This window comes from Flavobacterium granuli (assembly GCF_031456055.1).
In the GTDB taxonomy this organism is placed as follows: Bacteria; Bacteroidota; Bacteroidia; order Flavobacteriales; family Flavobacteriaceae; genus Flavobacterium; species Flavobacterium granuli_A.
The window spans coordinates 151,877-176,849 of record NZ_JAVDTX010000008.1 but is presented as its reverse complement, the minus strand read 5'-3'; the positions used below and the strand labels follow the sequence as shown (position 1 = coordinate 176,849).

The window sequence follows — 24,973 nt, the reverse complement described above, 5'->3', positions numbered from 1 at the left end:
AAATCAGTAATTACTTTCTATATTTGGCCATTTCTTTTGCGACAGCCATAGATTGAGGGTTTTCTGTTTTTTCTAATTCAGAAATAATGTTCGAATGATTTTTATCATCTCGGTTTTGTGACATTTTAGTTTGCGCTTGAATTTCTTCTATTTTAATTTCAAAAGCTACTATTCCTCGGGTCTGCATCATTGTTTTCTTTGATAAATCTGCCACTCGAACCGGGCATTTGGAATTTTGCTCATATTTGTCCACCAGTTTGGTTAAGGAATCAATTACAGCATCTCCTTCAATGATTTTTATTTTCCCATAAACATGAACTGCCATATAATTCCAAGTAGGTACATTCTCGTGGTCATACCAGGACGAGGATATATAAGCGTGAGGCCCTGTGAATACTGCCAAAACTTGGTCGTTTGATTCAAAAGTGGTCCATTGTGGATTTTCTTTTGAGATATGTCCCATCAAAACTTCTTCGCCATCTTTGTTGATTTCTAACTCTAATGGAATGTGGGTTGCCCATAATTTTCCATTGGTTTGATTGATTAGAATACCAAAAGCATTTGCTTTTAGAAAGGTTCTGATTGCTTCTTTATCTTCGTTTTTGTATATATCTGGAATGTGCATTTTTTTGCTATTTAGGATTACTGTAATCTGAATTCTAAAATCTGCAATCTATATTATATTCACTTCAGCTTCAATGTGTATACCAAATGTATTGAAAACAGTTTCTTGCACAGTTTTGGAAACATTCAAAATTTCCTGTCCTGTTGCGCCACCGTAATTCACTAAAACTAATGCTTGATTTTTATGGACTCCGGCATCTCCAAAACGTTTTCCTTTCAAACCGGTTTGTTCTATTAGCCAGCCTGCAGGAACTTTAACTTCGGTTTCAGAAATATCAAAGAATCTCATCTCTGGAAATTTTTGATGGATTTTCTCAAAATCAGATTTTAAAAGTATTGGATTTTTGAAAAAACTACCACTGTTTCCTAATTCAGCTGGGTCCGGCAATTTACTTTTTCTAATCGCAATCACAGCATTACTCACGTCTTTTAAACCAGGAGTTGTAATGTTGTTTTTGGCTAATTCGGCGGTGATGTCACCGTACGAAGTGTTTATTTTGTGGTTTTGTTTTGTTAGTTTGAAAACAACAGAAGTTATAATGTATTGGTCTTTTACCTCGTTTTTGAAAATACTTTCTCGGTATCCGAAATTACATTCTTCTTTGGTAAAAGTTCTCATTTCCTGATTTTCGATATTTATTGCGTCGCAGGAAACAAACGTATCTTTTATTTCAGTGCCGTAAGCTCCAATGTTTTGTACTGGAGTTGTGCCGACATTACCTGGTATTAGGGACATATTTTCGAGACCTCCAAAGTTTTGTTCTATAGCCCAAAGTACAAATTCATGCCAGTTTTCGCCCGCTTGACTTTCGAGCCAAACATAATCGATATCTTCTTTCAGTATTTTTTTGCCTTTTAAATCAATATGGATTACTAGAGCTTCGATGTTTTTTGTCAAAAGCATATTACTTCCTCCGCTAAGAACAAATTTCTTTTGGTTTTTGTTTTGTTCCAAAATGCTTTTCAATTCAGAGACACTGTGAACGGCAACAAATTGTTCTGCTTTGGCTTCGATGCCAAAAGTATTGTAGTTTTTTAAAGAAAAATTATTTAAAATCTCCATAAAGAAATATGATATTAAGTGTGTTTGGCTTTAGATTTATTCTGAAAATAAGGCTCTGTCTATGAAATTATTGAAAGGTTTCAGTGTTAGCATTTTTTCAGCCATTATGGAAACGAAATCTTTTTGGGTCACCAATTTGGTATCGAAAGGCTGAGTGGCAGTAAAGCTTTTCAGTTTCAAGTATTCAACGGATGGATCTTCTTTGTCGTAGCCTTTTGGCGGGTTTTTTAAAGTTGAATTTTCGTCTCTGTTTAAACTCTTATATATGGATTGAAATTTTTTATCATTTATAATTTCGACCAAATCATCATAGAAAAAGTGAATTTCTTTTCTGATTTTTTGAAGCTGATCCGGTTGTGGACAATATATTCCGCCTCCGACAAAACATTTTCCGTTTTCTATATGAATGTAATAACCTGGAGCTTCGGTATGTTTGGAACCTCCAGAAATCCATATTCCTAAATTAGTCTTGTAAGGAGATTTATCTTTGGAAAATCGAATGTCACGATTGATTCTGAAAACACAGTTTTTAACTTCAAGCATTTCCAATGAAGGATCAAGTGGTTTCAATGCATCAAGAAAAGCACCGACCAATTGATGGTAGTCTTTCTTTACGGTTTCGTAGCGTTTTTTGTTTTCATGAAACCAATCACGATTGTTGTTGGCTTTTAAATCTTCGAGAAATTGTAAAGTGTCTTTTGAGAGCATAGTCCGATTATAGTAATTGTTTTTTTAAATCTTCTTCGCTTGTGAATCCAGATTGTTGCCATTTTACTGCTTTGTTTTCGTACAATAATAAGGTAGGAAGTTCACTTATTTTCAATTCCTGCATAATGGTTTTATTTTCGTCGGCATTCAATCTGATGATGACAACTTTGTCGCCCATTTCTTTTTGCATTTTTAAGATATAAGGCTCCATTTTTTTGCAGGGAGCACACCAAGGAGCGTAAAAGCTTACCAATACTTTCTTATCAGATTTTAATAATTCGGCGTATTCTTGACTGCAAATACCAATGATTTTAGTGTCTGGTTTTGCCAATCCCGCAGCTTCCCATTTAAGCATTCCACCGTCAAGATTATAGATGGTTGTAAAACCCAATTCGGCTAATTTGTCTGCGGCTTTGGCGCTTCTTCCTCCTATTTTGCAATATACAAAAACGGGTTTTGTTTTGTCGTACTTATCTGTTCTTAAAACAAAACTATCACTTAGCCAATTCACATTGTCTGAGTTTTCGATATGTCCTGTTGCATATTCCTCTGGTGTGCGGACATCTAGGATTTGGGCATTTGGAGTTGCTTTTATTTTCTCTGAATACGAAGCAACATCAATGGTTTTTATGGCTGGTGATGTTTGCCCGTTGCAAGAAAATACAATAAAGCAAATAACAAATAAATATAGGTGACTAATTTTCATCGGGGTGTAAGTATTATAATTTGTGTAAAATTAAGCAATTTTTACTTTTTTGAATCTTTAAGTAATCTTAAATAAAAGTTACAGATTGAAAATAGTATAACTCTGTAGTGTCGATTTTACGATTGTTTCCGTGCGTTCAGGATGTGTGTCTGATATAAAGAGCTGTCCAAAGGTGTCGTTGTTGACCATTTCGATGATTTTGGATACACGATTTTCGTCTAATTTATCGAAGATGTCGTCAAAAAGCAGAATGGGTTTTACGCCACTTTGTTTTTTTAGGAATTCAAATTGCGCGAGTTTCAATGCTATCAAAAATGATTTTTGCTGTCCCTGTGAACCAAATTTCTTGATAGGGTAATTGTCGATTTCAAAAGAGAGATCGTCTTTATGAATCCCCATACTCGTGTATTGCAGGATGCGGTCTTTGTTGATGCTTTGTTGTAAGAGTGTCAATAAATCATTTTCGAATAAATGACTTTCGTAAATCAACTGAACGGATTCCTGTGAACCTGTTATGTTGTGATGATGAAAGTTGAAAATAGGGACGAACTCGGCAATGAAAGCTTTTCTTTTTTCGAAAATGGATTGGCCAAATTCGGTTAGCTGTTCATTATATATAGATAAGGTATCATTATCATACGTATGGTTTAGAGCAAAATACTTTAATAAAGCATTGCGCTGACTCATTACTTTTTGATATTGGATGAGTTGTTGTAAATAGTGCGGATCCAATTGGGAAATCACGCTGTCCATAAACTTTCTTCGAGTTTCGCTTCCTTCCACGATCAAATCCCTGTCGGCTGGCGAAATAATGACCAACGGAATGAATCCGATGTGGTCTGAGAATTTATCGTAGGCTTTTCCGTTGCGTTTGAGAATTTTTTTTTGGCCTTTTTTGAGACTGCAGACGATTTGCTCGGTTCTTTCGTTTTTTTCAAATTCGGCATCGATTACAAAAAACTCTTCGCCGTGTTTGATGTTTTGAACTGCCAAAGGATTGAAATAACTTTTTCCATACGACAAATGATAGATAGCGTCCAGTACATTGGTTTTTCCGATGCCGTTTTTGCCAACAAAACAATTGATTTTGCTGTCAAATTCGAAATTGGCTTCGGAAAAGTTTTTGTAATTGAATAACGATATTTTTTTTAAATACATCTGAAGGTCTTGCTGTAATTGTTGACTTTGAGGCCTTTTTTTGGACTGTTTCAAAGAGGGTGCAAATTATTGAAAAATATCGATATAAAGGATGGGAATTTGTGTTTTCGCTTTTTTACTACGTTCGTTCGTTCGCGTGAGGGATAGAAGCTAGCTACCGAAGTAGCGCGGATAGCCCGACAGCAGCTAGGAAAAAGGGCCTTGACAACAAAGTAAATAGCCCTTTTTTCTAGCTGGTGGCACGCCCTGATTATTCGGATAATGAGTATGATTTTTAGGGGGTAAATTGCGATGAAGATATTTTTTTCTAAAATTTAATATAAAATCGATTTTTTTTACGTGCATTAGAATAAAAATTTTATTTTTGCCGTTCACTAAATTAAATTTTAAATGGCTACTTACAGTAAAAGAGGATATAAAACACCAAAAGAAAAGGAAGTTAAAGACGATGCAGTTGAAAATGTAATGATTGACGAAAAAGACAGTGCTACGGCTGAGGTTTTTTCGAAATTAGACGAAACAGCTTCTAAAACAGAAGACTGGGTTGCTAAAAATCAAAAAATTATTATTGGGGTTGTTGGTGCTATTACATTGGTAACTGTTGGATATTTTGCTTATCAAAAATTTATCGCTAATCCTAAAGAAGATGATGCTGCTAACGAAATGTTTGTTGCTCAATCTAACTTTGAAAAAGCTACTAACGGTGTTGCAAGTGATTCATTGTACAAATTGGCATTGAATGGATCTGAAGGTAAATTTGGATTTGTAAAAATTGCTGATGAATATTCTGGTACAGCTGCTGGAAATTTAGCTAACTATTATGCTGGAATCGCTTACTTGAATACAGGTAAATATGATGAAGCAATTGATTATTTAGGTAAATTCAGTTCAAATGATTTAATGTTGAGCGCTTTGGCAAAAGGAGCTATCGGAGATGCTTACTCTCAAAAAAATCAACCAAAAGAAGCTTTGGATAACTACGTTAAAGCGGTTGAAGCTAGCAAAAATGATTTCACGACTCCACGTTTCTTGATGAAAGCAGGTAAAGTTGCTTTGGCTTTAGGAAATAAAGCGGATGCTTTGAAATATTTTACAGATATTAAAGAAAATTATGAAAACGCTCCTGAAGCTGCTACAGTGGATGGTTTGATAGGTTTAGCACAATAAATCAAGAAGGCAGTTGGCAGATAGCAGTTTCTATGCAATCTAAATCTGCAATCTAAAATCTTAAATAAAGATGGCTACCGTAAATAAAAATTTATCGGATTACGATAAAAACACAGTCCCAAACGCGAAAGACTTTCGCTTTGGGATTGTTGTTTCTGAATGGAATGATAACATCACAGAAGGACTTTATAATGGAGCGCTTACTGCTTTATTGGAAAATGAAGTTCCTTCTCATCACATTATCCGTTGGAATGTTCCCGGAAGTTTTGAGTTGATATATGGTTCTAAAAAAATGTTGCAAACTCAAAATGTAGATGCTGTAATTGCCATTGGTTGCGTAATTCAAGGGCAAACAAAACATTTTGATTTTGTGTGTGAAGGAGTAACTCAAGGAATTAAAGATTTGAATGTTCAAACGGATATTCCGGTTATTTTCTGTGTATTGACAGATGATACTATGCAACAATCTATTGATAGAAGTGGTGGTATTCACGGTAATAAAGGTACTGAAGCGGCTATAGCGGCCATAAAAATGGCTTATATTCGTCAACAAGCTTCATTGACTCATCGTGCGATTGACGATCAACATTTATTGTCACCTGGAGCTTTGAGAATTGAAAATTTGCCTTTGCAAATAGAAGAATAAAAAAAATAGTTTAAAATTTTAAAAACCTATACTGTTCACTGAATAGTATAGGTTTTTTTTATGCTTTTTTTGTGATTGACAGAATTTTACGGAATCTTCTTAATTGTTATATTTGATGCTAAACGTTTTAATTCAGAAAATGGTAGTTTCGATTGTAAATAGATATTCATTTGTTCTTTTGTTGTTTGTATTTGGATTTTGTCAGGCGCAAGGCACTATTGATGAGGGCTTGAAAAAGGAATTGGATGGAATTTATAAATCCGACCAAATTCTTAGGGAATACATTGATTCTGAAACGACCGATAGCAGAAAATTAGAAATACTTAATGAAACAGGTTATTCAAAAGACGATTTAGCGAATGGTAAGGTGTATATGATACTGAATACTCGTGATTCCATTAATCTTATCCGAATTGAAGAAATCATTGCAAAATATGGTTACCCAGGTAAAACATTGGTTGGAGAACCTACAAATGAAGCGGCTTGGTATGTAATTCAGCATACTAATAAAATTGCCAATTATTTTCCGATGATTCAGGAAGCAGGTGCTAGTAATGAAATACCTTTTACAAAGGTGGCAATGATGCATGATAGGTTACTTACACAAGAAGGAAAGGAGCAGCTTTATGGAACTCAAGGAGCCGGTATGTATATTTTGAATCCAACATCGGGAGAGAAAGAATTTTGGCATTATATTTGGCCAATCCAAAACGCAGAATCCGTAAACGAACTGAGGAAGGAAGCTGGTTTTACTTCTACTGTAGAAGAGAATGCAAAAAGAATGGGAATAGTCTATAAACGATATACCCTTGAGGAAATAAAGCAATTAAGAATAAAAGAATAATAGTATTGCTATTGGTTTTAAAAGGGTTAGCCATCCTTGTAAATTTGATTTTTTTTATGACTGTCAAAGAGGTAAAACCCAATAGAAATTCCTTAAATTTGTCCTCCTTTGGTTTTTAAAAAATAGTCCCCATAAATTAAAATAAGTTATTTAATGTCGAGTATAATTCAATTGCTTCCTGATCATGTTGCCAACCAAATTGCCGCTGGAGAAGTGGTGCAAAGACCTGCTTCAGTAGTAAAAGAACTATTGGAAAATGCGGTGGACGCAAAAGCAACAGACATTAAGTTGATTATTAAAGATGCCGGTAAATCATTGGTACAAGTGATTGATAATGGTTCTGGAATGAATGTTACCGATGCACGTATGTGCTTTGAGCGTCATGCGACTTCTAAGATTCGTCAAGCCGAAGATTTATTTTCGTTGCATACCAAAGGATTTCGAGGGGAAGCTTTAGCCTCTATTGCGGCGATTGCCCACATGGAAATGAAAACCAAATTGGAACAGGAAGAATTAGGAACTCACATCGTTATTGAAGGGAGTAAATTTATGTCCCAAGATGTGGCGGTTTTGCCAAAAGGAACTTCATTTGCTGTCAAAAACTTATTTTTTAATATTCCTGCCAGACGTAATTTTCTGAAATCAGATACTGTGGAATATCGCCATATCATTGATGAATTTCAGCGCGTGGCTTTGGCACATCCCAAAATTCATTTTACGTTTTACCATAATGGTAGCGATATGTATAATTTACCTCCATCAAGTTTAAGACAGCGAATTGTTAATTTTTTTGGTGGAAAGACCAATGAAAAATTAGTTCCTGTTGTTGAAGATACAGAGATGATGAATATTCAGGGTTTTGTGAGTAAACCTGAATTTGCAAAAAAAAATAGGGGAGAGCAGTTTTTCTTTGTCAATGACCGTTTTATAAAAAGTCCTTATTTGCATCATGCTGTTATGGCTGCTTATGAAGGGATTTTGAAAGATGGTTCGCAACCTAGCTATTACTTGTATTTAACGGTACCGCCAAATACTATAGATATCAACATACATCCGACAAAAACTGAAATCAAGTTTGATAATGAAAGTGCAATGTATGCAATTCTAAGAGCTTCGATAAAACACAGTTTAGGGCAGTTTAATGTATCTCCTGTTTTGGATTTTGAGCGTGATGCCAATTTGGATACACCTTATCATTATAAAAATTTAGATGCAGAAGTGCCAACTATTCAGATAGACACGAATTTTAATCCTTTTGCAGAGGATAAACCCAATAAGCTTTTTTCAACATATAAGAAAGTGGAACCAACAGCCAGCTGGGAAAGTTTGTATGTAGGTGTTAAACACGATACTGAAGTCATTTCTGGTGGAGATGCATTTGCTTCCAGTAACAATGATTATACTTTTGAGAACAATGGATTTACTTTTGAAAATGAAGAGGTAACTTCTTCTTTGTTTGATGATGATGAAGTAGAACAAACGGTTCATAAGAGTTATCAAATTAATAAAAAATATATAGTGTCGCCTATCAAGTCGGGAATGGTGATTGTGGATCAAAGTAGAGCTCATCAGCGTGTTTTGTACGAGCAATTTCTAGTGAATATGACAGTTCACCATGCATCAAGTCAGCAATTGTTGTTTCCTATCAACTTGTTTTATTCAGCGACCGAAATGGAACTTATAGCAGAATTGCAACAATCATTAATCAACACGGGCTTTGTTTTTGAAGAATCGAATACCGACCATATCGTGATTTCGGGTATTCCTGTAAATATTACCGAGAGTGAAGTTGCAGCTGTTTTAGATCAGTTATTGAGTGACTTACATAACGGAATTCCGGAGAATAGTTTCAGCCAAAATGATACTATCGCTAAATCAATGGCAAAAAGTTTGGCTGTAAAAACTGGTGCATACTTGACTGAAAAAGAGCAAGAGAATTTAGTAAATGGACTTTTCGCCTGCAAGGACCCTAATGTTTCCCCATTTCAAAAACCGACTTTCATCACCATGCGTGTGGAAGACTTAGATAAAAAATTTGCATTATGATGAATATTACACCTACAGTAAAACAGTTGTTAATTATAAATGTGCTGTTTTATATTGGATCTATGATTGTAGGCGAGCCTGCCTACAAATTGCTTTCGATGTATTTTTTCGAGAGTCCCGATTTTCGTTTTTGGCAAATTTTCACACACATGTTTATGCATGCGCCATTGCCTAATATCATGCATATTGCTTTCAATATGTTTGCTTTGTATTCTTTTGGTTCGGCGTTAGAACATTTTTGGGGAGGTAGAAAGTTTGTGTTCTTTTATATTTCCTGTGGTTTAGGAGCTGCTTTATTGCACACTGTTGTGAATTATTATTTTTTCGAAAATGGAATTAATCTCTTAGTTGAGAATGGTTATCAAAAAGTTGAAATTCTAAAAATATTAAGTGAAGGGAAATTCGATACCAAATGGCAAGAATTATTGACTCCTTCCGATTTTCAGGCATTTATGGGTGCCTATTTAGGGAATGTTGTAGGGGCTTCTGGTGCCATTTATGGCTTATTGGTTGCTTTTGCTTTTATGTTTCCTAATGCTGAATTGGCTTTGATGTTTATTCCAATTCCAATCAAAGCAAAATATTTTGTTCCAGGATTGTTGTTAATTGATTTATATTTGGGTGTTTCTGGAGGATCTTTATTTGGAGGGTCGAGCGGAATTGCTCATTTTGCCCACCTTGGAGGTGCATTGGTTGGTTATTTGATGATGTGGTATTGGAAGAAAAACCAATTCAATAACCATCGTTGGAATTAATATTTTAATATTTAAAATACAAAAATGATTACCCATAACTGATTATATCAAATATGAACATCTTAGACGATTTGAAAATGCAATATAAATTAGGAGGCATTGCCTTAAAAATGATCTATTGGAATATAGGTTGTTTTTTGGTTTCCTTAGTTTTTTTCTATCAATTTAAGATTGGGGCTTTTGACTTCCCCAATTGGATTGCGTTGTCATCAGAACCAATGGTTTTTGTGTTGAAACCATGGACCTTTTTGTCCTATGCTTTTTTTCATGATGGATTTTTCCATTTGCTTTTTAATATGATGGTGCTGAACTTTTCAAGTTACTTGTTTTTGACTTTTTTCTCCTCCAAACAGTATTTGGGACTGTATATTTTAAGTGCCATTTTTTCGGGGTTGATTTTTGCTTTAGGCTTTAATCTAATGCATTACAGTGGAGCCATAATTGGAGCATCGGCAGCAATAATGGCTGTTTTGGTAGCGGTAACAACTTATAGTCCTTTGATGAATGTACGACTGTTACTCGTTGGAAATGTGAAATTATGGCATATTACGGCGGTAATTATTATTTTGGATGTAATGCAATTTCGATTAGACAATTCGGGCGGACATATTTCTCATTTGGCAGGTGCTTTTTTTGGGTTTGCCTATGTTAAATTGCTTCAAAGTGGAACTGATTTGAGTAAGATAGTGAGTGTTGTTTTGGATTTCTTTACCAATTTGCTTAGAAAGCCTTCAACACCTTTCAAAAAAGTACATAAAAATTATAGAAAACCGGTCGAAAAACCGATTTCAAAAATAGTCGTAAAGGATAAAAAACAACAGCAAATAGACGAGATTTTGGACAAAATTAGTCAGTCTGGTTATGAAAGTTTGAGTCAAGAAGAAAAAGAATTCTTGTTTCAAGCCGGAAAATAACCTATTTTTATCTAATTAATGAAGTGTAAATCGTGAACTTTTTGATCTTAAAGTTTAAAACGCATTAAAAATGAAGAACCTTTCATGGTTTAATAAAGGAATGTTTTTTTTGAATTTAGTGCTTATTGTGCTAACATTCATAGCCTATTTACTCCCTTTTTTGGCACCAAAAATCTTTCCACTTTTATCGGTTTTTACTTTATTCATGCCTTTGTTTTTTTTGGCGAATGGATTGTTCTTTTTGTATTGGGCGATTCAGTTTAAAAAGCGCATGATTTTATCCGGCCTTGTCCTTTTGGTCGGAATTACTTTTTTTAATAAGTTTTATAAGTTCACAGCCAAAGAATTTGAGGAAAGTGATAAAGATTTTACAGTTATGAGTTATAACGTAAGATTGTTCAATGTTTTTAAATGGTTGGATCGTGACGATATTCCAGACGTGATTTTAGAATTTATCAATACAGAAAATCCGGATATATTATGCATCCAAGAGTTTTCAAATTCTGCTAATATTGATCTAAAAGTATATCCCTATAAATTTGTTTTGATGGAGGGGAAACAAATAAAAACAGGCCAGGCAATATTTTCTAAATTTCCAATCATTGAACATGGAAATATTGTATTTCCAAAATCAAATAATAATGTTGTTTATGCCGATATTAAAAAGGGAAAAGATATCATACGAGTGTATAATATGCATTTGCAGTCCATAAAAATTTCGCCTGATGTCAATGAAATTTCTGAAAATATTGACGTGATTGACCAACAAAAATCCAAATTCCTTTTTATCCGAATCAGCAAGGCTTTTAAACAACAACAGGAGCAAGCCGCTATTTTTAAAGAACATGAAAAGGATTGTAAATACCCTATCATTATCTGCGGAGATATGAATAATAGCGCTTTTTCGTATGTGTATCGAAATATAAAAGGGAAACTTAAAGATAGTTTTGAAGAAGCTGGAGTGGGTTTTGGAGCTACGTATAAGTTTAAGTATTATCCAGCCCGAATAGATTATATTTTTACTGATGAAACAATGGAAGTCAAACAATTTGTGAGCTTTCCTGAATTTCAAAACTCAGATCATTATCCGATTATGGCAAAATTATCTATGAAATAGATTTTGTGTTACTTAATAAAAAGCAAAAAACCATTAAGGAATTAAGATCATTCTAAATGAATCTTAATTCCTTAATGGTTTAAAATTTTAAAAACATTATGTTATCGAATAAGCACTTGATTCTTTAAATAATCCATTGCAAATTTCCCTTCATTAAATAATAAATCAAGAACACTTAGATTGTTTAAAAATCCGAATTTGTCATCAAAAACTTGGGTATAGTTTTCAAAAACGGAATTGTCTTTTTTTCCGTTTACTAAATAGCGGAAATCACTCGTCTGAGAATTGTCTATTTCGTGGAAATATTCAGTTGTGATGTCAAATTCAAATTTCATTCGCAGACACTTGGCTGTTATTTCTAATGCTTCAAAATTGAGATCCATCAAAAAAGTATGTTTCTTTTGAAAAATAGGAAGTAAATCATCTTCGAAAAATTCAAAGAAAGGAGAACTTCTGTAGGCGGCTTCAAGCGATTTGAAATGCTGTTTTTGCCAATCAAACTCTGATTCTATTTTAATATCTTTTGTCTTCTGATGTGCTAAATTAGAATGCTTTATAGGGATGTTTAACAACTGAATCCCGTTTGGGCTATAAATGTAAGTTCTGTTGCGATTGGTTTGTTTTTGAAAATTATCCTCCATTTCAAACGTAATATTACCCGATTGAGCCATGGCAACAAAATGGCTTACGGACGGAAAATAGGAGGGATGTATTAGGATATTCATTGTTTTTAAGTTTTGAGATTAGGAGTTTAGAAGGTTTAGTAATGTCAACTAAGGCTACTAAATAATATATACTTCTAAACTTTTTTTTCTTTTCTTTTTTTCCAAAAATACTCACCAACGAAAAAGGCGGCCAGACCAATTAAGAAATGAATTAAATAAGATTTAGGCTCCTCATCATTTACGAAAGAGAAAACACGATTCCATCTTATTTTTTGTATTCCTTTCCCATCTCTATCCCAGCTAAGCCAAATGAATACTGGTTTGCCAACAACATGATCAAAAGGAACATATCCCCAAAATCTTGCGTCCAAAGAGTTTTGGCGATTATCTCCCATCATCCAATAATAATCTTGTTTAAAAGTATAGCTGTTAACTGGTTTTCCGTTTATTATAATTGTATCACCATTAATCAGTAATGTGTTTTCTTCATATTCCTGTATGATACGTTTGTAAAATGGAAGTGTTTTTTTATCTAATCTAACTGTAGCTCCTTTTTTTGGAATATAAATAGGTCCAAAATTGTCTATGTTCCATCCTAACGAATGAATGTGTGGAAAAACATCTCCATCTTCTCCTTTTGGGAGTAAATACTTTTTGACACTTTTAACTACAGGATTGTTTGCTATTCTGTTTGCTTCGTTATCAGTCAAAGTCAATACATATTCTCCATTATTGGTCAATGCAAAATTTCCATTCCCATCCTTCAAGCCATCTCTAGCTCCATACATGTTTGTTAGAGAGTTTTGATCCATACTTGTCCCTTGAGTATTTACAAAAAAGTTATATTGGAGTTTTGCACTTTCGGGTAATTTGCTTGGTTTTCCATTGATGTAAACATCCCCTTGACGAATCTCCAAAGAATCTCCAGGTACAGCAACACAGCGTTTTACTAAATTTGTTTTTTTGTCAATTGGTTTGTAATAATTTCTTGCAGGTTTAAAATTATCCATATCCAATAAAGTATCTGCGGGCTGATTAAACACGACAATGTCATTGCGTTTAATCGTTTCAATTGCAGGAAATCTAAAATAGGGTAATTGAAACTTGTTCAAAATTGAAGTTTCTTTTTTGGTAATATCATCATTAAATAGGTATGACTTGACTCCTAAAAGTGGGATTGAATCATGCACCATAGGCATCGCAATTGTGGTCATAGGAGCTCTTGCACCAAAATTTATTTTACTGACAAATAAAAAATCACCAATGTATAATGTTTTTTCTAATGAAGAAGACGGAATTGTAAATGGTTGTATGAAATAGGTGTGAACCAAGGTAGCAACAATAATTGCAAAAAGTAAAGAGCTAACTGTATCTGCAGTTTTATTCTCTAGGTTTAAATTTCGTTCTGCTTTATAATTTAATTTTTGAGTATAACTGATGTAATAAATGTAGAATCCTAGAGTAGCAATAACTAAAAAGGTGTCTAACCTTGAATTCTTTCCAAAGCTTCTTATTGTTTCAACCCAAATAACGGGAAACATGATAAGATTGATGATTGGAATAAATAGGAGTAAAGTCCACCAAGTAGGTCTGCTAATGATTTTCATCAAAATGATTGCATTGTAAACCGGAATTATAGCCTCCCAGCGTTTTCTTCCTGCTATTTCATATAGTTTCCATGTTCCTAAAAAATGGACTATTTGTATGAACAGAAAAAAAAGAAACCATTGATATGCTGACATACTTGCCTTATTTTAAAGTTCTTTTTTTGCTTTTCTTTTTTTCCAAAAATATTCGCCAACAAAAAAGGCAGCAAGGGCAATCAGGAAGTATTTAAAGTACGATTGTGGTTGTCCTTCACCGCTAACAGTTGTGAATACTCTGTCCCAACGAATTTTCCAATTGCTCTTTGGGCCATTAATACCATCGATACTCATCCAAATAAAAATTGGTTTTCCTACGATATGATTTTCAGGAACGTAGCCCCAATAACGACTGTCTTCAGAGTTATGACGGTTGTCTCCCATCATCCAATAATAGTTTTGGTCAAAAGTATAGGTTGTGGCTACTTTGCCGTCAATTCTAATTTCATTACCATTCACTTTCAGATCTTTTTTCTCGTAATCGCTTATAATAGTTTTGTAGAAAGGTAAAGTTTCTAAGTTTAAAGCAACAGTTTTTCCTTTTTGCGGAATATAGATTGGACCAAAGTTGTCGCGGTTCCATTTGTTGATGTGTGGAAAAATACCTTCTTCAACATTTTTGGAAATAATTCTGTTAACAGATGTAATTCCTGGAGTATTTTTGAATCTCTCTGCGTTGACAGCAGTTAAGGCACTGATGAATAAAGTGTCTCTTGTTTGTTGGTTTAGGAAACCAGCACCATCAGTGATGTCCATGTCTTTGAAAAGATATTCAAAGTCAATAGGTGTTTTGCCATCCAAAACTACGTTGTAAGAAAATTGAGGTTTTGCACGATCACCCAAAATTAATTCTTTTCCGTTGATGTAAACCAATCCGTCTTTTATGGATAAACTATCGCCAGGAACACCTACACAACGTTTTACATAATTTGATTTCTTGTCAATTGGTTTGTCAGCTCTTAGCCCAGATCGATCTCTGAATTTATATACAGTATCTGCAGGCCAGTTGAAAACTACAATATCGGTACGATTGATGGTTTGAAAGCCCGGAAGTCTCAAATACGGCAATTGAGGCCAAGTTAAATACGATTTTCTTTTGGTTAATGGAATAGTATCATGTACCATTGGCATTGCCACTGTTGTCATTGGAACTCTCGCTCCATAATTCATTTTACTTACAAACAAAAAGTCACCAACCAACAATGATTTCTCTAATGAAGAAGTCGGGATGGTATAAGGCTGAATAAAATAAGTATGAACAATTGTAGCGACAATTATAGCAAAAAGTAATGAACTAATAGTATCGGCAGCTTTATGTTCTGGATCTAAATTTCTATCTGCTTCGTAAACTAAAGTCTGTGTGTAATTAAGATAAAAAATGTAAAATCCTAAAGTTCCAATAACAAGTACAGTGTCTAAAAAAGATTTTTTCCCAAAACTACGAATAGTCTCCACCCAAATAACAGGAAACATAATCAGGTTAATGATTGGGATAAAAAGTAAAAGAGTCCACCAAGTTGGTCGTCCAATTATTTTCATTAAAACAATTGCATTGTAAACTGGAATTGCAGCTTCCCAACGTTTTCTTCCTGCACTTTCATATATTTTCCAAGTTCCTAAGAAATGAATAACCTGAACGGCCAAGAAAAATATAAACCAGAGATATAGTGTCATAATTTTAGATTTTAAACTTTAGATTTTTAGATCAAATTTCTATTAGAATTTTGGGGTTTTATTGTTTGGGATTTAATTCTTTTTATTTAGAATTTAAATTCAACACATCTTTCATAGTATAAACGCCGTGCTTTCCGGCAAGCCATTCAGCAGCTATTACGGCTCCAAGCGCAAAACCTTCTCGATTGTGAGCTGTGTGTTTTATTTCGATGGAATCTACCTCAGAGTTGTAAGTTACAGTATGAGTTCCTGGAACCGTTCCTACTCTTACGGCTTCGATATGAATTTCGTTTTCTTTTGGGGTGTCTAATGTCCAATTAGTATAATTACTATTCTCAATAACACCTTTGGCTAGAGAAATAGCAGTTCCGCTAGGTGCATCTAGTTTTTGATCATGATGAATTTCTTCCATATCTACTTTGTAATGATCAAATTGAGACATGATTTTGGCTAAATATTCGTTGAATTCAAAAAATAAATTTACACCAAGACTAAAATTGGAACTAGAGATAAATCCTCCATTTTTTTCTTTGCAAAGAGCAATCATTTCATCATAATGTTCCAACCAACCAGTTGTTCCAGAAACTACAGGAACATTGGTATGGAAACAACTGGAAATGTTATTTACTGCAGCAGATGGCACACTGAAATCGATAGCAACATCGGCAGAGGAAAGTCCGTCATAGGTGTTGAATTCGTCTTTTCTCAAAACAATTTCATGTCCTCTTTCTAAAGCAATCCTTTCGATTACATGCCCCATTTTTCCGTATCCTAAAAGCGCAATTTTCATTTGTATATATTTTTGATTTTTTTAAAAGAAACGAAGACTGTTCGAATCTAAAAACGATAATTAAGTGTTAGTCCTAAATTTGATTTTAATGTTACAGGATCTGGAGTTATTTCTGGCTGAAAAGATAAATTCTGATTTACGTTAAATTGTATTAAAGCAGCGTCAACATTGGCGTCTATAATGTTTAGTACATAAAATCCAATCACAAAAAGTCCTGAAAGAGAAGCATTTCTTTGGTAAAACTCTTGAGCTGAAATTAGTTGTTTGTCAGAGAGATAGTCGTAATCAGGATCAGGATTGCCTGCTAAACGACTTTTGTAGGCATCTCTATATTCGTTATATTTTTTCTTGTTGTCAACGTATAAGTACAAACTGGTTCCCATAGCGCCATATACTATTGGAATTTTCCAATATCTCTTGTTGTATGCTTGACCCAAACCTGGCAATATAGCCGAATAAAAAGCTGCTTTTGCTGGTGTCAAGGGATCTATGTCAACAGATTTTAAAGTGTCATTTGGCTTTAAAACGGCTTCGGTTTTTGCTTGTGCAAAAACCGAAGCGTTTCCTATAAGAAAAAGCAATAGCCCTATGGAAATGATTTTATTCACTACCCTTCTATTAATTTTATAATTCTGTTGAAGTCTTCTTCAGAATGAAAAGGAATTGTGATTTTTCCTTTTCCATTTCCGGCAACTTTTACATCAATTTTTGTTCCGAAATACTTGTTGAAAGTACTCACATCTTCATCATTAATTTCAAAAGAAGATGCTTTTGCTGAAATAGCAGGTTTTGGTTTTAAACTTTCGTGGTAATTTTTTACCAAAGTTTCAGTCTCTCTAACCGAAAGGTTTTGACTTACTATTTTTTGATAAATATCTGTCTGAACATCATGATCTTCAATGTTTATGATAGCACGACCGTGGCCCATACTTATAAAACCATCACGAATTCCAGTTTGAATGATCGGGTCTAATTTTAAAAGTCTTAAATAATTGGCAATAGTAGAACGTTTTTTACCAACTCTTTCACTCATTTGTTCTTGAGTTAATTGAATTTCATCAATCAAACGTTGGTAAGAAAGCGCAATCTCTATTGGGTCTAAGTCATGACGCTGGATGTTTTCCACCAAGGCCATTACAAGTGACTCATTATCGTTTGCAATACGAATGTATGCTGGGACAGTTGTAAGTCCAATTAATGTGGAAGCACGTAAACGACGTTCCCCAGAAATTAATTGGTATTTATTAAAGTCTAATTTACGAACAGTAATAGGTTGAATCACGCCTAACTCCTTGATAGAAGTAGCTAATTCACGCAATGATTCTTCGTTGAAATTACTTCGGGGCTGAAATGGATTTATTTCTATAGCATCAATTTCAAGCTCTATAATATTTCCTACTACTTTATCTGCATTTTTATCTTCTACCGATTGAATATCGTTTTCAGGATCTTTTAATAACGCAGATAAACCTCTACCTAAGGCTTGTTTTTTTATTGCTTTTGACATACAACTATTTACTGTTTTTCTTTATAATTTCTTGAGCTAAATGAATATAATTTACTGCTCCTTTGCTGGTTGCATCATAGTTGATAATGCTCTCTCCAAAACTAGGTGCCTCGCTCAATTTTACATTTCTTTGTATCACAGTTTCAAAAACCATATCGTTGAAATGTTTTTGAACTTCTTCCACTACTTGGTTAGATAAACGCAATCTGGAATCAAACATTGTTAATAACAAACCTTCAATGTCTAAATCAGGATTGTGGATTTTTTGGATACTTTTTATGGTATTCAATAATTTACCCAAACCTTCTAATGCAAAATACTCACATTGAATTGGAATTACCACAGAATCCGCAGCAGTTAAAGCATTTAATGTTAAAAGCCCTAGAGATGGCGCACAGTCAATTAAGATATAATCGTATTGATCTTTTACACTTTCCAATGCTTTTTTAAGCATATATTCTCTGTTTTCTTTGTCAACCAGTTCGATTTCAATCGCAACAAGATCTATATGTGCAGGAATTACATCAACATTTGGGGATGAACATTTTATGATGGCCTCCGAAGGAGTGTGACTATGTTCTAGAATTTGATAAGTTCCAATTTCAACTGTTTCAACATCAATTCCTAAACCTGAAGTGGCATTTGCCTGAGGATCAGCATCTATTAGTAATACTTTTTTTTCTAAAACACCCAAAGAAGCAGCTAGGTTAATTGAAGTTGTTGTCTTTCCAACTCCACCTTTCTGATTCGCAATCGCTATGATTTTGCCCATTTATTTTCTAAATTTTGAACGGTAAAAATACAATTATTTATGGGTTTTGAAAATCTATTTTGTTAACAAAAACAAATAGTTTTCATAGTCCCCGATTTATCTTAACAATACTGTATATTCTTTCCTTTTTTGATGACTAATATATCTGAAAAAAGAGAACTGTACAATTAGTTCTCTTTTTTTGAATTTATTATTTAGACTTTATTCTTGATTATTTTCAATCTTTATTGATGTTAATCACTGAATATTGAAAACTGCTAACTTCGTTTCTTTGCTTTAATCATCATTTCTAATTGATCCCAAAGTTCTTCAGGAATTGCTTCCAATAGATTGAATTGTCCAGCGCCTTTCAACCATTCGCCTCCATCAATAACAACTACTTCGCCATTTACATAGGCAGAAAAGTCAGAAACTAAATAAGCTGCTAAATTGGCCAATTCTTGATGGTCACCAACTCTTTTTAATGGCACTTTTTTGGCCATATCAAATTTCTCTGCAAGGTCTCCAGGTAATAATCGGTCCCAAGCTCCTTTTGTAGGGAATGGTCCGGGAGCAATTGCGTTAGTGCGAATACCATATTTTGCCCATTCTACAGCAAGACTTCTTGTCATAGCCAGAACTCCTGCTTTTGCAGTAGCACTTGGAACAACATATGCCGAACCTGTCCAAGCATAAGTAGTGACAATATTTAATACTGTTGATGAAGTTTGTTTGGTGTCTATCCAATGTTTTCCAAAGGCAAGTGTACAGTTTTTGGTTCCTTTTAAAACAATGTCGATTACAGTGTCAAATGCGTTTGCTGATAAACGTTCAGTTGGTGAGATAAAATTTCCCGCGGCATTATTCAATAATACATCAACTTTGCCAAAAGCTTTCAGTACTGCTTGAAGCATATTTTCAACTTCTTCATAATGACGAACATCACATTGTAATGGTAAACAAGTACCACCTGTTTCTGTTTCTAGCTCTTTGGCAGTATTTTTTAGTTTTTCTAAATCTCTAGAAGTAATGGCTACTTGAGCCCCTAATTCTAAGAAATATTTGGTCATCGCTTTTCCTAAGCCACTTCCGCCACCTGTAACTACTATTACTTTGCCTTTTAAAGCATCGTCTCTCAACATTTTATCGGTATAACTCATAATTTATTTATTTTTTGGATTGTAAATGTAGTAAAATAAAATAGTATGCATGCATAATAAATTGTAATATTTAATTTTTTAAAACTATTCAGGGAATCTGTAGATGCTAAGACTCTAAGAAGCTAAGAAGCTAAGATTTAAATAGACAAATATAATTATCTTGTTAAAAGACTTAAAGCTTCTTGAAAAACTTAGAATTTTAGTCGCTAAAAAATTAAATTTCACACAATCTTTTTGCGGCTTCTTCCAAAGTTTGATTGTCTTTGGCGAAGCAAAAACGAATTAATTTTAAATCTTTTCCATCGGCATAGAAAGTTGATATGGGAATTGCAGCGACACCAAACTCTGTAATTAATCGTTTGCAAAAATCAACATCATTTTCGTTGGAAATATTAGCATACGAAACTACTTGAAAATAAGTTCCTTCGCAGGGCATCAATTGGAAACGACTGTTTTTTAATAATGACCTGAAGTAGTCACGTTTTTTCTGATAGAATGAACTAATTTCATTTACATCGACTAAATCCAAATATTTTGAAATTGCTATTTGGCAAATGCTATTGACACTAAAAACTAAAAACTGATGCACTTTTTTGATTTCTTTCATCAAATACTCAGGGGCTACAAGGTAACCTATTTTCCAGCCAGTGACATGAAATGATTTTCCAAATGAAGAAACCGTAATACAACGGTCTAGTAGTTTTGTTCGTGTATGAGTAGAAATGTGTTTTTGTTCAAAGGTGATGTATTCGTATACTTCATCGGAAAGTAATAGTACATCAGGATGTTTTTCTAAAAGTGCTTCCAGATTCTCTAAATCGGATTCATTTAGAATTTTCCCCGTAGGATTGTGCGGATTATTGATGATAATCATTTTGGTTTTTTCCGAAAAAGCATCGGCAATAGTATTCCAGTTTGGTGTGTAATCATCGTTGAGTGATACCCGTATTGGTTTTGCTTGGCTTAATAATATTGGAGCTTCGTAACAATCATAGCTTGGGTCGAGAATAATTACATCTTCATTTGGTTTTAGCAAAGCGAGTAATGTGGTGAAAATGGCTTGGGTTGCACCGGCAGTAACGAGTATTTCGGTTTCTGGGATAATGGTACGATTGTATGAAGATTTTACCAATGTTGCAATTTTTGCCAATAATGGAGGATAACCCGACATAGGTGTGTATTGGTGAACGTCTTCAAGTGCAAGTCGAGAAACAATTTCAGTTAATCTTTCGTCAACAGGGAAGTTTGGAAACCCTTGCGAAAGATTGATTGCATTGTGTTCTGCGGCCATTTTGGACATTACCGTAAAGATGCTGGTCGTTACATTTGGTAGTTTACTCATGTAATAAATGAATTTATTTAAGAGTATAAAAGTAGTTTTTTTAAGCCAATTTTTTTCTTTTTTAGTCGAACGATGTTAGGGCGAAATTAATGACATTAGCATGCCCAAAAATATAGTTTAAAAAAAATCCTGTAAAAAAATATTTTACAGGATTTTGATTGTCTTATTGTGTTTGGTTTTTTAACGTACTGAATTCCATCCGTCTTTGAAGCTTTTCAAACAGTATTTCCAGTTATAAACACCTTCAATGATGAAAAATGTAAGAAAGCCTAAGCCAATCATTTTTAAATCTCTTTTTGTAATATTCATTTTATTATTTTTAGATTTTATAGCAAAACAAATATAAGAAAAAGGTATTAATTTTTTTTACATTTTATGAATGATGAAAATGGTGGGGCGTTTGTGCAAATCGATGGTTTCTTTTTTCCATTCCGAAATTTTCTTTGTTTTGATGTATTCCGTAGGTAAGGTGATATCGGTAGCTATGCATAAATGTGTTTCAGGATGCAATGTTTGGATTAAATCTTCCAATAATTTATTATTGCGGTACGGTGTTTCGATGAAAATCTGAGATTGATTTTTTTCAAAAGATATACGTTCTAAGCTCTTAAAACTAGCTTTTTTTTCATCTTTTTCAATGGGTAAATAACCGTGAAATGTAAAACTTTGTCCGTTCATTCCTGAGGCCATCATAGCTAATAATATGGAGGATGGACCAACAAGCGGAACAACTTGAATTCCTTTTTCGTGGGCCAATTTTACTATTACAGCGCCTGGATCGGCTACACCTGGACATCCTGCTTCGCTCATAAGTCCCATGTCTTTACCTTCCAAAAGCGGTTTGATAAACTCCTGATGTTCTTTAGTTTCAGTATGTTTATTGAGTATGAAAAGTTTTAGTTCTGATTGTTTTTTCTCTGGATTGGTCAGTTTAATTGACTTTCGAGCTGTTTTGTCATTCTCAACCACATAGTAATCGATTAGATCTACGCATCTTTTTATGGTTTGAGGCAATACATCCATAGGGTCGCATTCCCCCATAGTGGTTGGGATTAAATATAGTTTTCCAAGAAGAGTTGTTGATTTCATTTGGTTGTTTTCAATTTTTGAAATAAGATATTTTTTGCCTTCTGCGAATGACAATGGAAAAAAAAGTCACCATTTTAAACAAAGATAAAAAACTTATTTAGTTTTCTTAGGAATGTTTGGCAATCAGCCTTTGAGCAATTACTTCACAAGCTTCATCAAGCATTTGATAAACCATATCAAAACCATTTGCAACGCCGTAATATGGGTCTGGGACATCGACATTTTCATTAGGAAAGATAGCGTCCAAAATGAGTTGGACTTTTTCTTTTTGGGTTTCGCTTTGGGCGAGATGAATCACGTCGTTATAATTGCTGTTGTCCATTACAAAAATGTAATCGAACGCATCAAAATCGGATCTTTGAAATTGTCTCCCTTTTTGATTAGCAATGTCTAAACTGTTTTTTTTAGCTGTAGATATAGAACGATTATCAGGAGCACGACCAATATGCCAAGAACCAGTTCCTGCAGAATCTACAAGAAATTTGTCAGTAGGAAGTTTGGAGGCTAAAATGCCTTCTGCCAATGGAGAACGGCAGATATTACCCAAACAAACCATTAAAATTTTGACAGGCATAATGCTTTTTATAGCGTTAATTTTGAATTAATATCCTCGACATACTTTTTGAATTGTTTGTCGGTAGCTACTAAATTGTCTACTGTTTTACAAGCGTGCAATACAGTGGCGTGATCACGGTCACCTATTTGGGAACCGATATTGGCCAATGAAGCTTTGGTGAACTTTTTGGCAAAAAACATTGCCAGTTGTCTAGCTTGCACAACGTGCCTTTTTCTTGTTTTGGATTGTAGTGTTTCTAAATCCAATTGGAAATAATCGGAAACAATTTTTTGAATGTAATCGATAGAGATTTCTCTCTTTACATTTTTTACAAATTTTTCCACGACACTTTTAGCCAGTTCGATGGTTACTTCTTTTTTGTTGAAAGAAGATTGTGCAATCAATGAAATGATAGCACCTTCTAGTTCACGAACATTTGATTTAATGTTACGTGCCACATATTCTATAATATCGTCAGGCATTTCAACACCGTCACGATATAGGATGTTTTTTAGGATTGAAATTCTGGTTTCATAATCCGGTTGGTGTAACTCGGCAGATAATCCCCATTTGAAACGGGACAATAAACGTTGCTCAATATCTTGCATGTCAACAGGAGCCTTGTCTGAAGTCAAGATAACCTGTTTTCCGTTTTGGTGCAAATAATTAAAAATGTGAAAAAATACATCTTGTGTTCCTGATTTTCCAGAAAGGAATTGAACATCATCAATGATTAATACATCAATTAATTGATAGAAATGAATAAAATCGTTTCTGTTATTTTTCTTTACCGAATCAATATATTGTTGGGTGAAAATTTCAGCTGAAATATATAAAACCGTTTTTTCAGGATATTTGTCTTTGATTTCAACACCGATAGCGTGGGCTAAGTGTGTTTTTCCTAATCCAACACCACCAAAAATCAATAATGGGTTGAAAGAAGTTCCGCCAGGTTTATTGGCAACAGCCATACCTGCAGAACGGGCTAATCTGTTAGAATCTCCTTCTAAGAAGTTGTCAAAACTATAATTTGGATTCAGTTGAGATTCGATTTTTAAATTTCGAATACCAGGAATAACAAATGGGTTTTTTAATTCTGGATTTAGGTTTTTAAATGGAGCATCCACTTCTTGGGCTTTCATTGGAGCTCTATTAGCACTTGGTAACTGTTCCGTGAACGGTTGTTTGTTACCATAAGTGTTTTCCATTTTGATTTTATAGAGTAACTTTGCGTTTTTTCCAAGTTCTTTGGTAAGAGCCACTTTTAATAATTTCACATAGTGCTCTTCTAACCATTCGTAGAAAAATTTACTTGGTACTTGAATATATAATGCATTATCGGTAAGTTCAACTGATTTAATTGGTTCGAACCAAGTTTTATAAGCTTGATCCTGAATGTTGTCCTTTATGAAGGACAAACAGTTTTCCCATACTGATTGTGCAGTCTTGTTCATATATCTAGTTAAATTTTTTTATTTGGGTACTTATTATCTTACAAAAAGAATGTGAAATATATTCTTTTATCGGGATAACAAATATGTGAACAATTATCTGTAAAAAAAAATATTTAGCTTATAATTTTTAAAAAAAAATGTTGTAAGGAGGTGTTTTAAATTTAAAATTTTAATTCATAATTAATGAAAGATCATCAAATTCAAGTTCGTGTTCGTTATTCAGAAACAGACCAAATGGGGGTTGTTTATCACGGAAATTACATACCCTATTTTGAGATAGGAAGAGTCGAATGGCTTAGAAACAAAGGGATTTCATATAAAGTTATGGAAGAAAGTGGTATTGGGCTGCCAATTGTGAATATGAATATTAATTATAAAAAATCGGCTGTTTATGATGAGTTGTTGACTGTGCATACGGTTTTCAAAAGTCAGACGTCCGTGAAGATAGAATTCGATTGTGCAATATACAATGAAGCTAAGGAGTTATTAACAACTGCCCAATTTATGTTGGTTTTTGTCTCGTTAAAAACGGGTAGACCAACGGCTCCGCCAGATTACATTTTGGAACTATTAAAAACTTTTGAATAATAGTCA

The 24,973-nt window shown here is 33.9% G+C and carries 25 protein-coding genes; 8 read left to right on the top strand and 17 right to left on the bottom strand.

All coding sequences use genetic code 11. The annotated features are described in order from the left end of the window. Positions 1–10 precede the first annotated feature (10 nt). From J2W95_RS16540 to recF, 5 genes are all read right to left on the bottom strand, one after another. Complete coding sequence (locus tag J2W95_RS16540; RefSeq protein WP_310008988.1) at positions 11–625, bottom strand: FMN-binding negative transcriptional regulator; 615 nt, start codon at positions 623–625, stop codon at positions 11–13. Between the two features lie 48 nt (positions 626–673). Then, positions 674–1,687, bottom strand: a complete 1,014-nt coding sequence (gene murB / locus J2W95_RS16535) for a UDP-N-acetylmuramate dehydrogenase (RefSeq protein WP_310008986.1) — start codon at positions 1,685–1,687, stop codon at positions 674–676. Between the two features lie 36 nt (positions 1,688–1,723). Beyond that, on the bottom strand, positions 1,724–2,395 hold the full coding sequence (locus J2W95_RS16530) for a DUF2461 domain-containing protein (RefSeq protein WP_310008984.1): 672 nt from the start codon (positions 2,393–2,395) through the stop codon (positions 1,724–1,726). Between the two features lie 7 nt (positions 2,396–2,402). Further along, the gene (locus tag J2W95_RS16525; RefSeq protein WP_310008982.1) at positions 2,403–3,101 is read right to left on the bottom strand and encodes a thioredoxin domain-containing protein; all 699 of its coding nucleotides are present in this window, start codon (positions 3,099–3,101) and stop codon (positions 2,403–2,405) included. A gap of 78 nt (positions 3,102–3,179) precedes the next feature. Beyond that, complete coding sequence (gene recF / locus J2W95_RS16520) at positions 3,180–4,259, bottom strand: DNA replication/repair protein RecF (RefSeq protein ID WP_310008980.1); 1,080 nt, start codon at positions 4,257–4,259, stop codon at positions 3,180–3,182. A 390-nt stretch (positions 4,260–4,649) separates the two neighbouring features. On the opposite strand from recF, the gene J2W95_RS16515 reads away from it, so the two are divergent. The 7 genes from J2W95_RS16515 (at position 4,650) to J2W95_RS16485 (ending at position 11,748) form a co-directional block, all read left to right on the top strand. Next, on the top strand, positions 4,650–5,426 hold the full coding sequence (locus J2W95_RS16515) for a tetratricopeptide repeat protein (protein ID WP_310008978.1): 777 nt from the start codon (positions 4,650–4,652) through the stop codon (positions 5,424–5,426). A gap of 70 nt (positions 5,427–5,496) precedes the next feature. After that, complete coding sequence (ribH, locus tag J2W95_RS16510; protein ID WP_310008976.1) at positions 5,497–6,072, top strand: 6,7-dimethyl-8-ribityllumazine synthase; 576 nt, start codon at positions 5,497–5,499, stop codon at positions 6,070–6,072. 115 nt (positions 6,073–6,187) lie between these two features. Continuing rightward, the gene (locus J2W95_RS16505; RefSeq protein WP_310008974.1) at positions 6,188–6,916 is read left to right on the top strand and encodes a DUF6624 domain-containing protein; all 729 of its coding nucleotides are present in this window, start codon (positions 6,188–6,190) and stop codon (positions 6,914–6,916) included. Positions 6,917–7,069: 153 nt separating this feature from the next. Then, positions 7,070–8,962, top strand: coding sequence for a DNA mismatch repair endonuclease MutL (gene mutL, locus J2W95_RS16500; RefSeq protein ID WP_310008972.1), 1,893 nt, complete (start codon positions 7,070–7,072; stop codon positions 8,960–8,962). Next, entirely contained in the window at positions 8,959–9,717 is a 759-nt protein-coding gene (locus tag J2W95_RS16495) for a rhomboid family intramembrane serine protease (protein ID WP_310008970.1), read from the top strand. The genes mutL and J2W95_RS16495 overlap by 4 nt, the downstream gene beginning before the upstream one ends. Before the next feature lie 53 nt (positions 9,718–9,770). After that, the gene (locus J2W95_RS16490) at positions 9,771–10,631 is read left to right on the top strand and encodes a rhomboid family intramembrane serine protease (RefSeq protein ID WP_310008968.1); all 861 of its coding nucleotides are present in this window, start codon (positions 9,771–9,773) and stop codon (positions 10,629–10,631) included. 70 nt (positions 10,632–10,701) lie between these two features. Next, complete coding sequence (locus J2W95_RS16485) at positions 10,702–11,748, top strand: endonuclease/exonuclease/phosphatase family protein (RefSeq protein WP_310008966.1); 1,047 nt, start codon at positions 10,702–10,704, stop codon at positions 11,746–11,748. Positions 11,749–11,849: 101 nt separating this feature from the next. Here the strand turns inward: J2W95_RS16485 and J2W95_RS16480 are convergent, their stop codons facing one another. The 12 genes from J2W95_RS16480 to dnaA all read right to left on the bottom strand — a co-directional run bounded on the left by J2W95_RS16480 (position 11,850) and on the right by dnaA (position 24,379). Continuing rightward, positions 11,850–12,473: a WbqC family protein gene (locus tag J2W95_RS16480; protein ID WP_310008965.1), complete on the bottom strand. Its 624-nt coding sequence runs from the start codon at positions 12,471–12,473 to the stop codon at positions 11,850–11,852. Positions 12,474–12,547: 74 nt separating this feature from the next. Then, the gene (gene lepB / locus J2W95_RS16475; RefSeq protein WP_310008962.1) at positions 12,548–14,155 is read right to left on the bottom strand and encodes a signal peptidase I; all 1,608 of its coding nucleotides are present in this window, start codon (positions 14,153–14,155) and stop codon (positions 12,548–12,550) included. Positions 14,156–14,167: 12 nt separating this feature from the next. Beyond that, positions 14,168–15,730: a signal peptidase I gene (lepB, locus tag J2W95_RS16470; RefSeq protein WP_310008960.1), complete on the bottom strand. Its 1,563-nt coding sequence runs from the start codon at positions 15,728–15,730 to the stop codon at positions 14,168–14,170. A gap of 82 nt (positions 15,731–15,812) precedes the next feature. After that, positions 15,813–16,520: a 4-hydroxy-tetrahydrodipicolinate reductase gene (gene dapB / locus J2W95_RS16465; RefSeq protein ID WP_310008958.1), complete on the bottom strand. Its 708-nt coding sequence runs from the start codon at positions 16,518–16,520 to the stop codon at positions 15,813–15,815. A gap of 47 nt (positions 16,521–16,567) precedes the next feature. Further along, positions 16,568–17,128 (bottom strand): DUF5683 domain-containing protein, encoded by a 561-nt coding sequence (locus tag J2W95_RS16460; protein ID WP_310008956.1) that lies wholly within the window; start codon positions 17,126–17,128, stop codon positions 16,568–16,570. Next, the gene (locus J2W95_RS16455) at positions 17,128–18,027 is read right to left on the bottom strand and encodes a ParB/RepB/Spo0J family partition protein (protein WP_310008954.1); all 900 of its coding nucleotides are present in this window, start codon (positions 18,025–18,027) and stop codon (positions 17,128–17,130) included. The genes J2W95_RS16460 and J2W95_RS16455 overlap by 1 nt, the downstream gene beginning before the upstream one ends. A 4-nt stretch (positions 18,028–18,031) precedes the next feature. Continuing rightward, positions 18,032–18,799, bottom strand: a complete 768-nt coding sequence (locus J2W95_RS16450) for a ParA family protein (protein WP_077375486.1) — start codon at positions 18,797–18,799, stop codon at positions 18,032–18,034. A 257-nt stretch (positions 18,800–19,056) separates the two neighbouring features. Further along, positions 19,057–19,938, bottom strand: coding sequence for an SDR family oxidoreductase (locus J2W95_RS16445; protein ID WP_310008952.1), 882 nt, complete (start codon positions 19,936–19,938; stop codon positions 19,057–19,059). A 214-nt stretch (positions 19,939–20,152) separates the two neighbouring features. After that, positions 20,153–21,280, bottom strand: a complete 1,128-nt coding sequence (locus tag J2W95_RS16440; RefSeq protein WP_310008950.1) for a methionine aminotransferase — start codon at positions 21,278–21,280, stop codon at positions 20,153–20,155. A 366-nt stretch (positions 21,281–21,646) separates the two neighbouring features. Then, positions 21,647–22,369: an SAM-dependent methyltransferase gene (locus J2W95_RS16435; RefSeq protein ID WP_310008948.1), complete on the bottom strand. Its 723-nt coding sequence runs from the start codon at positions 22,367–22,369 to the stop codon at positions 21,647–21,649. A gap of 106 nt (positions 22,370–22,475) precedes the next feature. Next, positions 22,476–22,943, bottom strand: a complete 468-nt coding sequence (locus J2W95_RS16430; RefSeq protein ID WP_310008946.1) for a low molecular weight protein-tyrosine-phosphatase — start codon at positions 22,941–22,943, stop codon at positions 22,476–22,478. An 8-nt stretch (positions 22,944–22,951) separates the two neighbouring features. Continuing rightward, on the bottom strand, positions 22,952–24,379 hold the full coding sequence (gene dnaA, locus J2W95_RS16425) for a chromosomal replication initiator protein DnaA (protein WP_116797344.1): 1,428 nt from the start codon (positions 24,377–24,379) through the stop codon (positions 22,952–22,954). Between the two features lie 183 nt (positions 24,380–24,562). Between dnaA and J2W95_RS16420 the strand changes: the two genes are divergently transcribed. Next, the gene (locus J2W95_RS16420) at positions 24,563–24,967 is read left to right on the top strand and encodes an acyl-CoA thioesterase (protein WP_310008943.1); all 405 of its coding nucleotides are present in this window, start codon (positions 24,563–24,565) and stop codon (positions 24,965–24,967) included. Positions 24,968–24,973 lie beyond the last annotated feature (6 nt).